Origin of the sequence: Streptomyces sp. NBC_00299, from assembly GCF_036173045.1 — a bacterium.
Classification (GTDB): Bacteria; Actinomycetota; Actinomycetes; order Streptomycetales; family Streptomycetaceae; genus Streptomyces; species Streptomyces machairae.
In genome coordinates, this window is sequence record NZ_CP108039.1 from 7,961,906 (window position 1) to 7,975,205 (window position 13,300).

Annotated in this window: 14 protein-coding genes and 1 riboswitch; of the genes, 10 read left to right on the forward strand and 4 right to left on the reverse strand. The window is 69.8% G+C overall.

Annotation, left to right across the window (positions count from 1 at the left end):
- Positions 1-7: 7 nt before the first annotated feature.
- From OHT51_RS35555 to OHT51_RS35590, 8 genes are all read left to right on the forward strand, one after another.
- A complete protein-coding gene (locus OHT51_RS35555; RefSeq protein WP_328882993.1) occupies positions 8-922 on the forward strand; it encodes a DUF881 domain-containing protein in 915 nt (304 codons plus the stop codon).
- The gene (locus OHT51_RS35560; protein ID WP_003988855.1) at positions 919-1,251 is read left to right on the forward strand and encodes a small basic family protein; all 333 of its coding nucleotides are present in this window, start codon (positions 919-921) and stop codon (positions 1,249-1,251) included. The genes OHT51_RS35555 and OHT51_RS35560 overlap by 4 nt, the downstream gene beginning before the upstream one ends.
- A 5-nt stretch (positions 1,252-1,256) precedes the next feature.
- Positions 1,257-2,120: a DUF881 domain-containing protein gene (locus OHT51_RS35565; RefSeq protein WP_328882994.1), complete on the forward strand. Its 864-nt coding sequence runs from the start codon at positions 1,257-1,259 to the stop codon at positions 2,118-2,120.
- Between the two features lie 61 nt (positions 2,121-2,181).
- Positions 2,182-3,087: an FHA domain-containing protein gene (locus OHT51_RS35570; protein ID WP_328882995.1), complete on the forward strand. Its 906-nt coding sequence runs from the start codon at positions 2,182-2,184 to the stop codon at positions 3,085-3,087.
- Positions 3,088-3,128: 41 nt separating this feature from the next.
- Positions 3,129-3,866, forward strand: a complete 738-nt coding sequence (gene ftsR / locus OHT51_RS35575; protein ID WP_328882996.1) for a transcriptional regulator FtsR — start codon at positions 3,129-3,131, stop codon at positions 3,864-3,866.
- Between the two features lie 85 nt (positions 3,867-3,951).
- Positions 3,952-4,425, forward strand: coding sequence for a bifunctional nuclease family protein (locus tag OHT51_RS35580; protein ID WP_004002801.1), 474 nt, complete (start codon positions 3,952-3,954; stop codon positions 4,423-4,425).
- Between the two features lie 264 nt (positions 4,426-4,689).
- Positions 4,690-5,352: a MerR family transcriptional regulator gene (locus tag OHT51_RS35585; protein WP_328882997.1), complete on the forward strand. Its 663-nt coding sequence runs from the start codon at positions 4,690-4,692 to the stop codon at positions 5,350-5,352.
- A gap of 131 nt (positions 5,353-5,483) precedes the next feature.
- Entirely contained in the window at positions 5,484-6,965 is a 1,482-nt protein-coding gene (locus tag OHT51_RS35590; protein WP_328882998.1) for a DNA polymerase IV, read from the forward strand.
- A 281-nt stretch (positions 6,966-7,246) separates the two neighbouring features.
- Here the strand turns inward: OHT51_RS35590 and OHT51_RS35595 are convergent, their stop codons facing one another.
- On the reverse strand, positions 7,247-7,654 hold the full coding sequence (locus OHT51_RS35595; protein ID WP_328882999.1) for a PRC-barrel domain-containing protein: 408 nt from the start codon (positions 7,652-7,654) through the stop codon (positions 7,247-7,249).
- A 114-nt stretch (positions 7,655-7,768) separates the two neighbouring features.
- Positions 7,769-7,865: riboswitch (glycine riboswitch) on the forward strand.
- 176 nt (positions 7,866-8,041) lie between these two features.
- Here OHT51_RS35595 and gcvP point away from each other — a divergent pair.
- Positions 8,042-10,927, forward strand: a complete 2,886-nt coding sequence (gene gcvP / locus OHT51_RS35600; RefSeq protein WP_328883000.1) for an aminomethyl-transferring glycine dehydrogenase — start codon at positions 8,042-8,044, stop codon at positions 10,925-10,927.
- A gap of 176 nt (positions 10,928-11,103) precedes the next feature.
- Here the strand turns inward: gcvP and OHT51_RS35605 are convergent, their stop codons facing one another.
- Positions 11,104-11,523: a TOBE domain-containing protein gene (locus OHT51_RS35605; protein ID WP_328883001.1), complete on the reverse strand. Its 420-nt coding sequence runs from the start codon at positions 11,521-11,523 to the stop codon at positions 11,104-11,106.
- Between the two features lie 102 nt (positions 11,524-11,625).
- On the reverse strand, positions 11,626-12,021 hold the full coding sequence (locus OHT51_RS35610; protein WP_328883002.1) for a TOBE domain-containing protein: 396 nt from the start codon (positions 12,019-12,021) through the stop codon (positions 11,626-11,628).
- A 108-nt stretch (positions 12,022-12,129) separates the two neighbouring features.
- Between OHT51_RS35610 and OHT51_RS35615 the strand changes: the two genes are divergently transcribed.
- A complete protein-coding gene (locus OHT51_RS35615; protein ID WP_328883003.1) occupies positions 12,130-12,714 on the forward strand; it encodes a DUF1707 SHOCT-like domain-containing protein in 585 nt (194 codons plus the stop codon).
- Here the strand turns inward: OHT51_RS35615 and OHT51_RS35620 are convergent.
- Entirely contained in the window at positions 12,692-13,213 is a 522-nt protein-coding gene (locus OHT51_RS35620; protein ID WP_328883004.1) for a hypothetical protein, read from the reverse strand. The two genes, OHT51_RS35615 and OHT51_RS35620, sit on opposite strands and share 23 nt — an antisense overlap.
- Between the last annotated feature and the right edge of the window lie 87 nt (positions 13,214-13,300).

Genomic DNA, 13,300 nt, shown 5'->3' on the forward strand with positions numbered 1-13,300 from the left:
TGCGACGATGTGCGGCATGCCGCAGCAGCCCCCCGTTCGGAGCACACCCACGCGCCCAGCGCGCCCGGACGCGTCCATGTCGCTGCTCACCAACGTCATGGATCACAGCCTCGACGACGGTTACGCCGAGGCGGCCGCGCGCAAGAAGGCCGCGGGCGACGGAGGGCTGCCCAAGACGCTCAGGGCGAAGCTGGGGCTCGCCGCCGGTCTGGTGCTCGCGGCGCTCGTGGTGACCGTTGGGGCGGCGCAGGCGCGGGTCGCGGCGCCCGTCGTGGCGAAGGAGCGCGAGGAGCTGGTCGACCGCATCGACCGTGAGACCGCGGCGGCGGACCAGCTGGAAGAGACCGTCGACAAGCTGCGCGACGACGTGAGCGCGCGGCAGCGTGAGGCGCTGAAGTCGACCGGTGACAGTGACCAGGGGGAGCTGGTGGGCATCCTGGCGGGTGCTGTCGAGGTGCACGGTCCCGGCGTGAAGCTGATCGTCAACGACTCCAAGGAGACCGCCTCGGGCGGCGACGGCGACCCGCGCGGAACGTCCGGGTTCTCCGACACCGGCCGGGTGCGCGATCGCGACATGCAGCGTGTGGTCAACGGGCTGTGGGAGTCGGGCGCCGAGGCCATTTCGATCAACGGGCAGCGGTTGACGGCCCTGTCGGCGATCAGGGCCGCGGGAGACGCAATACTGGTCGACAACAAGCCGCTGGTGCCGCCGTACACGGTGCTCGCGGTGGGGGATGGCGAGCGGTTGAGCACCAAGTTCCAGGACAGCGCCGACGGGTTGTATCTGCACGCCCTGCAGGAGAACTTCGGGATCCGGACCGGCATTTCCGTTCAGGACGACCTTCGGCTGCCCGCCGCCCCGAGCGTGACCGTACGTACAGCACAGCCGAACACCGAGAAAACCGAGAAGGGCACATCGTGATCGCCGTACTGGGCCTCGTCGTGGGCGTCGTGGCCGGCCTGTTGGTCCGGCCTGAGGTTCCGGCGGTCGTCGAGCCTTATCTGCCGATTGCCGTCGTGGCGGCTCTCGACGCCGTCTTCGGAGGTCTGCGGGCCATGCTCGACGGCATCTTCGACGACAAGGTCTTCGTCGTGTCGTTCCTGTCCAACGTGGTCGTGGCCGCGCTGATCGTGTTCCTGGGCGACAAGTTGGGCGTGGGCGCCCAGCTGTCCACCGGCGTGGTCGTCGTGCTCGGCATCCGAATCTTCTCGAACGCCGCGGCGATTCGCCGGCACGTGTTCCGGGCGTGAGGCCGATGAGCAACCACGACGAGGCACCGGGGAACAGGCTGCGCAAGGAGCTGCCCGAGGAGATGCCGGCGGGCGGCGCGGGCGCGGCCGAGGCCGTGGACAACGCCTCGGAGGCCGCGGACGGGGCCAAGGGGCAGTCGAGCGACCTCACCGGTCGGCAGCGGCTCGTGAAGGGGCTGTGGCCGCCGCGGGTCAGCCGGGCCCAACTCATCGTCGCTGTCCTGCTGTTCGGACTCGGCTTCGGCCTGGCCGTCCAGGTCGCGTCGAACAGTGAGGGTGACGGGGCCCTGCGCGGCGCACGTCAGGAAGATCTTGTTCGCATCCTCGATGAACTGGATGACCGTACTCAGCGTCTTGAGGACGAGAAGCAAGGTCTCGAGAAGCAGCGCGATGAGCTGGAGAACAGTTCGAACCAGGCCGAGGAGGCCCGCAAGCAGACGGTCGAGAAGGAGAGGCAACTCGGCATTCTGGCGGGCACGGTGGCGGCTCAGGGGCCCGGCATCACGATGACCATCGACGACACGAAGGGGACGGTCGAGGCGGACATGCTGCTCGACGCGATCCAGGAGCTGCGCGCGGCCGGCGCGGAAGCGATCCAGGTGAACGGCGTACGCGTCGTCGCCGGCACCTATCTGACCGATGCCGGCAACAGCGTGAGCGTCGACGGGAACAAGATCAACGCTCCGTATCGTTTCAAGGTCATCGGCAAGTCGCAGGACCTCGAACCAGCGCTCAACATCCCTGGAGGCGTGGTTCAGACTCTTGAGAAGGAGCAGGCCACCGTGACCATCGAGCGGTCGGACAAGATCGTCGTGGACGCCTTGCGAGCGGCGAAGCGGCCTGACTACGCTCGGTCGTCCTCCCAGTGAACCGGCGGTGCATGGGGGACGTCAGGCGAGGGCATGAGGTTGCGGGGGGTCGGCGCACCGAATGGGTGGTGCGTGGTGGAAACTGTCTGGTGGAGACGGACGTTGTGAGGGTGTCCGGGTCGGCCAGGGAGTGCAGTCAGGGTTCGTCCTGCCCCACGGGCGGGTCTATTTCGGTCAAGGGGAATCGCCCGTGAAGTTGTTTGCGAAGTTGTTCGGCAAGAGCGCGCGAGAGAGTGGCGACAACGCGACCGCTCGTCACCGCGCGCAGGGGGACGATGAGGGCCAGCGCCCACTGTTCAGGGACCAGGTGCCTGGACCGGGTGGTGACATTTCCGGTGGTCAGGGCGCGCCGTCAGTTGACCCTGGCCAGTCCGGCGGCATAGGTTTCGGGCAACCGTCAACCTCAAGTGCGGGTGGAGGGTTTTCCCCGATGTCGGCCCTGGTGTGTACGAGGTGCGGTAACCGCAACGCGGAGAACAGCCGCTTCTGTTCCAACTGCGGCGCCCCGCTGCGGCCGGGTGCCACGCCCGAGCGTCCGTCCGAGACGACCTCCACGATCTCCATCTCCGGTCTTGAGGCCTACGACGCCGAGACCACCGGTCAGACGGCGATGCCTGCGTTGTCTCCGGAGGCGCAGGCGGCGGTCGACGCGCTGCCGCTGGGCTCCGCGCTCCTGGTGGTGCGCCGCGGTCCGAACTCGGGCAGCCGCTTCCTGCTGGACGGCGATCTGACCACGGCCGGGCGGCACCCGCAGAGCGACATCTTCCTGGACGACGTGACGGTCTCGCGTCGGCACGTGGAGTTCCGTCGCGCTCAGGACGGCTCGTTCACGGTGGCCGACGTCGGCAGCCTGAACGGCACGTACGTCAATCGCGAGCGGATCGACCAGGTCGCTCTGAACAACGGTGACGAGGTGCAGATCGGCAAGTACCGGCTGGTCTTCTACGCGAGCCAGCGGGGCTACTGACCCTCCCCCGGAGCCCGTCCGGGGAGACCCAGGGAAGGTCCATGCTGAAAACACCGAGCGGCGGTGCCGGAAACGGCATCGCCGCCACGGACGGTCGGCTGATGAGCATCGGCACGGTGCTGAACGTGCTGCGCGACGAGTTCCCTGACATCACCATCTCCAAGATCCGTTTCCTGGAGTCGGAGGGTCTCGTCGAGCCGCAGCGGACCCCCTCGGGGTATCGCAAGTTCAGTGCGCAGGACGTCGAGCGGCTCGGCCACGTCCTGCGGATGCAGCGGGACCACTATCTGCCGCTCAAGGTGATCCGCGAGCATCTGGACGCCATGGAGCGCGGTGAGGCAGCACCACTGCCGACCGTGTGCCGGCAGCGCGATGGAGAAACGGTCCTGGAGCCTGTCGAGGCTCCCACCGCGGCCCGGATCGGGCGTGCCGAGCTGCTCGTCGCCGCCGAGATCGGGGAGCCGGAGCTCGCGGAATGGGAGTCGTACGGCCTGATCGTCCCGTTTCCCGACGGGGCGTACGACGCGGAGGCTGTCACCGTGGCCTCGCTCGTCGTCGAGCTGGGGCGATTCGGGATCGAGCCACGGCATCTGCGTGTGATGAAGGCCGCCGCCGACCGTGAGGCCGGGCTGGTGGACCAGGTCGTGGCGCCTCTGCGGCGGCACCGCAATCCGCAGACCAGGGCTCATGCCGAGGCGCGTACGAAGGAACTGGCGGGGCTGGCTGTGAAGCTGCACGCCGCCCTGGTGCAGACCGCTCTCGGTGTGCGGCTGCCCTGAGCCGGGCAGGGGCGGGGAGCCCGGATCGGCCACCCGTTCTCGGCCCGACTACCCAAACGTCCCGAGCACGGCCTAGGGTTGCTGTGTGAACGAGCTCGATGTCGTAGGTGTCCGGGTCGAAATGCCCTCCAACCAACCGATCGTGCTCCTGCGTGAAGTGGGAGGCGACCGCTACCTCCCCATCTGGATCGGGCCGGGGGAGGCGACGGCGATCGCCTTCGCCCAGCAGGGCATGGCCCCCGCGCGACCGCTGACCCACGACCTGTTCAAGGACGTGCTGGAGGCCGTCGGTCAGGAGCTCACCGAAGTACGCATCACGGATCTGCGTGAGGGCGTCTTCTACGCCGAGCTGGTGTTCGCCAGCGGCGTCGAGGTGAGTGCCCGCCCCTCCGATGCCATAGCGCTGGCCCTGCGCACCGGAACGCCGATCTACGGCAGCGACGGCGTGCTCGACGACGCGGGCATCGCGATCCCGGACGAGCAGGAGGACGAGGTGGAGAAGTTCCGCGAGTTCCTCGACCAGATCTCGCCCGAGGACTTCGGCACCAGCAGCCAGTGAGGCGGCGTGGGGCGTCCCGGCGGACTCGCGGTCCGTGCTGGTGCGGCCCACAGTCCGTTACGGCTCAAATGCCGGCATTTGCCAGCGGCGAGGGAGAGCGTCCTACGGCCTGCTCCGAGCGCATTCGGCTAGCCTTTCCCCGCGGTGGGGCACGGGAAACCACTCCTAGGGTGATTATCACTCGGCGTGCCGAGTGTGGCGATCGTTGACGCACCCCGGGTGACTGCCTACCGTCGAGAAGGCAGGTCAAGGACGGAGGTCGGCGTGAGAAGCAGCGGCGACGGTACGGCTGGGGGTGCCCCCGGACGCAGTCTCGGGGCGAGCGGCCCGTACCCGCTTCACACCAGCCCGCTTCAGGGCAGCGCGGCCGATCACGCTCCGCAGCGACCGACGGCCGTGCCGAGCAGCGGCGGAGGGGCGGCGTCCATGGCGACCGAGCAGATCGGCTATCGCGGTCCGACGGCCTGCGCGGCCGCGGGCATCACATACCGGCAACTGGACTACTGGGCGCGCACCGGCCTTGTCGAGCCCAGCGTGCGGCCCGCTCACGGGTCCGGGACGCAGCGGCTCTACAGCTTTCGGGACGTCGTCGTCCTGAAGATCGTCAAGCGGTTCCTGGACACCGGTGTGTCACTGCAGAACATCCGTACCGCCGTGCAGCACCTGCGGGAGCGGGGCTTTCGGGATCTTGAGCGCCTGACGCTGATGAGCGACGGTGCGACGGTCTACGAGTGCAGCTCCCCGGACGAGGTGCACGCGCTGCTCCAGGGCGGGCAGGGGGTCTTCGGGATCGCCGTGGGTGTGGTGTGGCGGGACGTCGAGAGCGCCTTGTCGCAGCTGCACGGGGAGCGCATCGACACCGGCGAGACCCTGGTCGGGCACAATCCGGCGGACGAGCTGGCTCGGCGGCGAAACCGGGCGGTCTGAGCAGCCCTCGCCGGGACGCCGTCGCAGTTGCGGTGTGGCGGCGGGCGGAATGGGGTCGATGGGCCTGCCTGGGCCGCGTATCAGGCGGTTGCAGCAGGGCATTGTCAGTGGCGTGAGGCAGCATCGGAGATGTGAGGAACGCGCCTACGATCCTGCATCTCGACATGGATGCCTTCTACGCCTCGGTGGAGCAGGCATCCAAGCCGAGCCTGCGCGGCAAAGCCGTGATCGTCGGCGGGCTCGGTCCGCGGGGAGTCGTCGCCACCGCGTCCTATGAGGCCCGGGTGTTCGGGGTGCATTCGGCGATGCCCATGGGGCAGGCGCGCCGGCTGGCGCCCAACGCCGCGTATCTCGTGCCGCGCTTCGGGATCTACCGCGATGTCAGCGAGCAGGTCATGGGCCTGCTGCGGGAGCTGTCGCCGCTGGTGGAGCCGCTGAGCCTGGACGAGGCGTTCGTGGACCTGGAGGCCGGAGGAGCGGCCTGGGACGAGGAGTCCGCGCGGCTGGTGGGGGTGAAGCTGCGCGCCGACATACGGGCCGTCACCGGGCTCGCGGGGTCGGTGGGCCTCGCCGCGTCCAAGATGCTGGCGAAGATCGCCTCGGAGGAGGCCAAACCCGACGGGCTGGTGGTGATCGAGCCGGGGACGGAGCGGGCGTTGCTCGCGCCCATGTCGGTGCGGACCCTGCCGGGGGTGGGGCCGGCGACCGGGGACCATCTGCGGCGGGCCGGAATCCACACGGTCGACGAGATCGCCGAGGCGGGTGAGGACGAGCTCGTACGGCTGCTGGGCAAGGCTCATGGGCATGCCCTGTACGCCATGGCGCTGGCGCACGACGAGCGGCCCGTGGTGGCCGAGCGGGAGGCCAAGTCGGTGTCGGTCGAGGACACGTACGACGTGGACATTCATGACCGGGTCCGGGTGGGGCTGGAGGTGCAGCGGCTGGCCGATCGTTGTGTTCGGCGGTTGCGGGGGGCCGGCCTGTCCGGGCGGACCATCGTGCTGAAGGTGCGTCGGTTCGACTTCTCGACCCTGACCCGGTCCGAGACGCTGCGTGGGCCGACGGACGACCCGGGTGTGGTGCGCGAGGCCGCGCTACGGCTGCTGGATTCCGTGGACACGACGGGTGGGGTACGTCTGCTGGGGGTCGGGGTCACCGGGTTGGCCGACTACACGCAGGAGGATCTGTTCGCGCAGGTGGCGGGGGAGCGGGTCGAGCACGGCGAGGAGGGCGATCCCGAGGAGCCCTTGGCGGAGCGGGAGGCTGCGCCGCCCGTCGAGCGGCGGTGGGTGGCTGGGCACGATGTGCGGCACGTCGAGTACGGGCACGGGTGGGTGCAGGGGAGCGGGTTGGGGCGGGTGACTGTGCGATTCGAGACGCCTGAGTCGTCGGGGCCGGGGCGCGTGCGGACGTTTCGGGTCGACGATCCGGGGTTGGAGGCGGCGGATCCGTTGCCGTTGGTGCGGGGGAGGTCTGGGGGCGCCGGGGGAGATGCGGGAGGTGGGGGGCATGGGGTTGGTGGGGTTTTAGGCGTGGAGGCCGGTCTCCTGGGACGGGGAGGGGAGCGGGGCGGTGGGGGCATGAGGGAGGCGCCGCCTGTGGTGCCTGGGTAGGGCGGGGCGGGGCGGAACCGGACGCGGGTTGGTGCCCCGAGGGCCCGGCGTTGGGGGCACCGAAGGGGGTGGGTCGCCCGCCCGCGCTTGCGGGGTGCCGCTGCGCCCCACCCGTGCCGCCCCAGCGGCACGACTGCCCGCGGCTGGGTGAGGTCGGCTGCCGGGTGGGCGCCGCCGCGGTGTTGCGTTGCGATGGGGTGCGGCTGGGCAGGAGAACCCGACCGCGCGGAGGTGGGCGTGACCTGTGTGGGCTGGGGATGTGCGGTGGAAGGGGAGCGTCTTCAGGAGTGAGGGTGGGATGTGCGGGGGCCGTTGTCGTCCGGGGTTTCCGTGGTTGCCAAGTTGCCGAAGTCCCGGTCGGGGGGTGGGGGCGGGGCCGTTACATCGAGGCCGTAGTGGTGGTAGAGCTGGAGTTCCTGTTCGGGGGAGAGGTGGCGGCCCACGCCGAAATCGGGGGCGTCCTTGATGAGGGCGCGGTCGAAGGGGACGTGGAGGCTGCCCTCGACCAGATCGCTGGGCTCCAGGGGGACGAAGGCGTCCCGGGAGAACAGACCGGTGCGTATCGCCGCCCATTCCGGCACTCCGGTCGCGTCGTCGAGGTAGACCTCGTCGATGGTGCCGATCTTGGTGCCGTTGCGGTCGAAAGCCTTGCGGCCGATCAGATTGCGCGGATCGATGTCGGTCTGCACGGGCCCTCCACTTGGTCGCAACTCATCCGTAAGCACTACGAAAGGGCACATTGGTGAGCCCGGCCACTCGAAGGACCGTGCGTGGACCCCGCTGGTAGGCTGGCTAGCGGCTGCTGACCCCGTGCGGGAGAGTCCTCCGGGAACCATCCGGAGGCGCCGAAGGAGCAAATCCTCCCCGGAATCTCTCAGGCACACGTACCGCACGGACGAGGTCACTCTGGAAAGCAGGGCGGGTGTCGATGGCCTCCGCTCTCACCGACGGTGAAAACCGGGCACCTTGTGGTGACCCGGTGAAGCTCTCAGGTTGAGATGACAGAGGGGGAGGCCGTCCGGGTACCCGTGCCGTGGTGCCCCTCGAAGGTCGTGTCAGACCAGGAGGCCTCCGCAATGACCGCCCATCGCATTCCGCTCTCCGAGCTCGAGCAGGGTATTCCGTTCGAGCAGCGTCATATCGGTCCTGATCATGAGGCTCGGGCCAAGATGCTCGCCCAGGTCGGGTACGGCTCGCTCGACGAGCTCACCGCCGCCGCGGTGCCGGATGTGATCAAGAACGCCGACTCCCTCGAACTGCCGGGGGCGCGCACCGAGGCCGAGGTGCTCGCTGAGCTGCGATCGCTCGCCGATCGCAACCAGGTGCTGGACTCGATGATCGGGCTCGGGTACTACGGGACCTTCACGCCGCCGGTCATCCTGCGCAACGTCATGGAGAATCCGGCCTGGTACACGGCCTACACGCCGTATCAGCCCGAGATCTCGCAGGGGCGGCTCGAGGCCCTGCTGAACTTCCAGACCATGGTCGCCGACCTCACCGGACTGCCGACCTCCGGTGCCTCGCTGCTGGACGAGGGGACCGCGGCGGCGGAGGCCATGGCCCTGTCGCTGCGGATGGGCAAGAACAAGAAGGGGCTGTTCCTGGTCGACGCGGACGTGCTTCCGCAGACCATCGCCGTGATCGAGACCCGTGCCGAGCCCACCGGCGTGGAGGTCGTCGTCGCCGACCTCAGCGACGGCATTCCGGCCGAGATCGCCGGGCGTGAGATCAACGGCGTGCTGGTGCAGTACCCGGGCGCCTCCGGCGTCGTACGGGACATCAAGGCCGTCATCGAGCAGGCCCATGAGCTCGGCGCCCTCGTCACCGTCGCCGCCGATCTGCTCGCGCTCACACTGCTGAAGTCCCCCGGTGAGCTCGGGGCGGACATCGCGGTCGGGACGACGCAGCGGTTCGGTGTGCCGATGGGCTTCGGCGGGCCGCACGCCGGCTACATGGCCGTACACGAGAAGTTCGCGCGCAGCCTGCCGGGGCGGCTCGTGGGTGTGTCCGTGGATGTCGACGGGAACCGGGCGTACCGGCTGGCTCTCCAGACGCGTGAGCAGCACATTCGGCGGGAGAAGGCGACCAGCAACATCTGTACCGCGCAGGTGCTGCTCGCGGTGATGGCCGGGATGTACGCCGTGTACCACGGACCCGACGGGCTGCGCGGTATCGCCCGGCGCACGCACCGGTACGCCGCCATCCTCGCCGCGGGCCTCACGGCCGGTGGTGTCGAGGTCGTGCACGGTTCCTACTTCGACACGCTGACCGTGCGGGTGCCCGAGAAGGCCGCCGAAGTTGTCGCCGCCGCCCGGCAGAACGGCGTCAACCTGCGCCTCGTCGACGCCGACCACGTGTCCCTCGCCTGCGACGAGACCACCACGCGGGCCCAACTGGGTGCCGTATGGACGGCGTTCGGGGTCGAGGGTGACATCGAGGCGCTGGACGAGGGAGCCGAGGACGCCCTTCCGGGCGGGCTGCTGCGCAGCGACGAGGTCCTCACGCACCCCGTCTTCCACCAGCACCGTTCCGAGACCGCGATGCTGCGCTACCTGCGCAGGCTCGCCGACCGCGACTACGCGCTCGACCGCGGAATGATCCCGCTGGGCTCCTGCACCATGAAGCTCAACGCGACGACCGAGATGGAGCCGGTCACCTGGCCGGAGTTCGGACAGCTGCACCCCTTCGCGCCCGCCGAGCAGGCGCAGGGCTATCTGACGCTCATCCGCGAGCTGGAGGAACGTCTCGCCGAGGTCACCGGCTACGACAAGGTGTCGCTGCAGCCCAACGCCGGGTCGCAGGGTGAGCTGGCCGGGCTGCTCGCCGTACGCGGGTACCACCGGGCCAACGGGGACGAGCAGCGCACCGTCTGCCTGATTCCGTCGTCCGCCCACGGGACCAACGCCGCCAGCGCCGTCATGGCCGGCATGAAGGTCGTCGTCGTGAAGACCGCCGACGACGGTGAGATCGACGTCGAGGATCTGCGGGCGAAGATCGAGAAGCACCGGGACGAGCTGTCGGTGCTGATGATCACGTACCCGTCGACGCACGGCGTGTTCGAGGAGCACGTCGCCGACATCTGCGCTCAGGTGCACGAGGCCGGCGGGCAGGTGTACGTCGACGGCGCCAACCTCAACGCCCTCGTGGGGCTTGCCAAGCCGGGGCACTTCGGCGGTGACGTCTCGCACCTGAACCTGCACAAGACCTTCTGCATCCCGCACGGCGGTGGCGGTCCGGGCGTCGGCCCTGTCGGTGTGCGTGCGCACCTGGCGCCGTATCTGCCGAACCACCCGCTGCAGCCCGCGGCCGGGCCGGAGACGGGCGTCGGCCCGATCTCGGCCGCGCCCTGGGGTTCGGCCGGGATCCTGCCGATCTCGTGGTCGTACGTACGGCTCATGGGCGGCGAGGGGCTCAAGCGGGCCACGCAGGTGGCGGTGCTGTCCGCCAACTACATCGCCAAGCGGCTGGAGCCGCACTACCCGGTGCTCTACACCGGGCCGGGCGGGCTCGTCGCGCACGAGTGCATCATCGATCTGCGACCGCTGACCAAGGCGACCGGCGTGAGCGTCGACGACGTGGCCAAGCGGCTCATCGACTACGGCTTCCACGCGCCGACGATGTCGTTCCCGGTGGCCGGAACGCTCATGATCGAGCCGACCGAGTCCGAGGACCTGAACGAACTCGACCGGTTCTGCGAGACGATGATCGCCATCCGTGCGGAGATCGAGAAGGTCGGGTCGGGTGAGTGGCCCGCGGACGACAACCCGCTGCGGAACGCTCCGCACACCGCCGGTGCGCTGGGCGGTGAGTGGGAGCACGCGTACAGCCGCGAGGAGGCCGTGTTCCCGGCCGGGGTGTCGGCCGCCGACAAGTACTGGCCGCCGGTGCGCAGGATCGACCAGGCCTTCGGCGACCGGAACCTGGTGTGCTCCTGCCCGCCGATGGATGCGTACGAGGGCTGACGCACCGGCGTAGGTGATCGAGGGCTCCGCTCCGGCCGTGTTCGGCCGGGCGGAGCCCTTGTGCGTGAGGTCGGCGCGTGCAGCTCTTGTGCGTCAGGCCGACGGGGGCAGCGCTCGTGCGTCAGGCCGCTGGGGGCACCCGTCTGCCTCACGTCGGCGGGCGGAGCCCTCCCGCGTCACGCCGTCGTCAGTGCCACCTCTGTCGCCTTGACCAGGGCGACTACGGGCATTCCGGGCGCCAGGGCGAGGTCGTTGGTGGCGTCCCTGGTGATGGCCGCCGTCAGGACGCCGCCCTCCACGGCGATCTTCACCGAGGCCATCGCGCCGCCCGTGGCGATGCCGGTGACCGTGCCGGGGAGTTGGTTGCGGATGGACAGGCCGCTGATCGGTGCGGTGGCGAGGGAGATCTCCGTGGCTTTCACGAGGGCGGTCACGCCCGTCCCCTCGGCCAGGCCGAGGTCCTCGACGGCGTCCAGGGTGATCGCCGCGGTGAGGTCCTGACCGCCGTCGAGGTGGACCTTGACGGTTGCCATGACCTCGCCGGGGGCGATGGCGGTGACGGTGCCGGGCAGTTGGTTGCGGATGCTCAGGCTCATGGAGGGACGCCTCGCAGACGGTGGGTGTGGGAGCGGGAGAGGGTGGGGATTTGTGCGGGTTTGCGGAATCCGGTCCCTACCGTAACGGCGTCGACTGTCCGGTTACGTGCGGTCGATATGGACGTTCGTCGACTTCACGCGGGCGGTGGCCTCCATGCCGACCTCCAGGCCCAGTTCCTCGACCGCCTCGCGGGTCAGGAGGGAGACCAGTCGGTGCGGGCCGGCCTGGATCTCCACCTGGGCCGCGACGTCGCCGAGTTTGATCGCGGTGACGATGCCGGGGAAGGCGTTGCGGGCCGAGGTGTAGGAGGCCTCCTCCCCGTCGGCGCCGGACCTGGCGAGTTCGACGGAGAACGCGGCGAGGTCCTTGCCGTCGATGAGTCGTCGTCCGGTGTCGTCGCGGTGGGTCGCGACGCGGCCTGCGTCCGCCCAGCGACGCGCGGTGTCGGGGCTCACGCCGAGCAGCCGCGCCGCCTGGCCGATCGTGTAGGACTGCATGCCGGTCACGATAGGGGCCGGGCGGGGAACTCGAGGCAGGGGGTTGGCCGTTGGGTATAACGCGATATGACGTCAGTGGGGTCGGTCGGGTTCTAACGGGGTGAGGGTATGGCGGCTGAGCTGTCGCACACGGGGCTGCGGGCCTCGGACGTGGACCGGGACCGCGCGGTGGACGTGCTGAACGCCGCGGCGGGGGAGGGCAGGCTGACCATTGAGGAGTTGGAGGTCCGGGTGACCGCCGCTCTCTCCGCCCGCACGTTGGGCGAGTTGGCCGAGCTGACGGTGGATCTGCCGGCGGCACCGGGCGGTGTCGAGGTCAAGGACGTCGTCCGTATCGAGCAACAGGGCGGTTCGGCCGTGCGGGGCGGGCAGTGGGTAGTGCCCCGACGGCTGGAGATCGAGTCGTCCTGGGGCGATGTCACCCTCGACTTCACGCAGGCGGTGATGGCAGGCGGGGCCCTGCGGATCGACCTGGACATGCGCGGCGGCACACTGAGGCTGGTTACGCGGCCCGGCGTGGTGGTGGACACCGACTCCCTGGCGATCGAATACGCCAAGGTCAGGAGGCGTCCGGCCGCTGAGGCAAGTGCGCCGGTCGTCCTGCGGGTCGAGATCGCCGGGCGGATGCAGTACGGCCGAATAGTGGTACGTCCCCCGCGGCGCACGCCGTTCAGAACATCCCCGACGCCCTGAGCACCGCCTGCGCTGCGGCGTCGTCGATCTGATGCCCCAACCGCTCGACCACGTCCGTGCCTTCGAGGAGCGTCCCGCGTTCGAGCGAGCGGCGTACCCCGGTCTCCAACTCGTGCCAGAGCAGCGCGTTGGCGACGAGGATCCGCGGATCCAGGTCCAGGCGGCAGCCGTCCGTGTCGCGCAGCGTCAGCAGAGCGGAGACGCGGCCGTGCTGTCGTACGGCCACCAGCGCGTCCGTCCGCACCGACTGCCGTCGTACGAGGCCACGCACCTCCAGCCAGCCCGGCCCCGCGGTCACCCGCTGGGGGAGCAGGATCGCGAAGAGCAGAGCGGTCAGGGCCAGCCACAGCAGGGCGCGCGGCGGTGTCAGCGTCTCCCCGTCCAGGTCGACCAGCAGGGTCATGCCGAGGAAGGCCAGGGCGCAGCCCACCGCGAACCAGGCGCTGCCACGCCAGTGGCGGTCGCCGGTCGGCACCGGAAGGGGTCCGCTTCCCTGCACAGTGCAGACGGTAAGGCTCCGGGGCGCCGGAGGGACCGCAGCTGTCGGCGCTCTGACGCCTTAGGGTGCAACCTTGACGCGATCCTG

Coding starts and splice junctions, on each gene's coding strand:
- OHT51_RS35555 (WP_328882993.1), top strand. CDS start 8: ATGTGCGGCATGCCGCAGCAGCCCCCCGTTCGGAGCACACCCACGCGC.
- OHT51_RS35565 (WP_328882994.1), top strand. CDS start 1,257: ATGAGCAACCACGACGAGGCACCGGGGAACAGGCTGCGCAAGGAGCTG.
- OHT51_RS35570 (WP_328882995.1), top strand. CDS start 2,182: ATGGGTGGTGCGTGGTGGAAACTGTCTGGTGGAGACGGACGTTGTGAG.
- ftsR (WP_328882996.1), top strand. CDS start 3,129: ATGCTGAAAACACCGAGCGGCGGTGCCGGAAACGGCATCGCCGCCACG.
- gcvP (WP_328883000.1), top strand. CDS start 8,042: ATGACCGCCCATCGCATTCCGCTCTCCGAGCTCGAGCAGGGTATTCCG.
- OHT51_RS35605 (WP_328883001.1), bottom strand. CDS start 11,523: ATGAGCCTGAGCATCCGCAACCAACTGCCCGGCACCGTCACCGCCATC.
- OHT51_RS35610 (WP_328883002.1), bottom strand. CDS start 12,021: ATGCAGTCCTACACGATCGGCCAGGCGGCGCGGCTGCTCGGCGTGAGC.
- OHT51_RS35615 (WP_328883003.1), top strand. CDS start 12,130: ATGGCGGCTGAGCTGTCGCACACGGGGCTGCGGGCCTCGGACGTGGAC.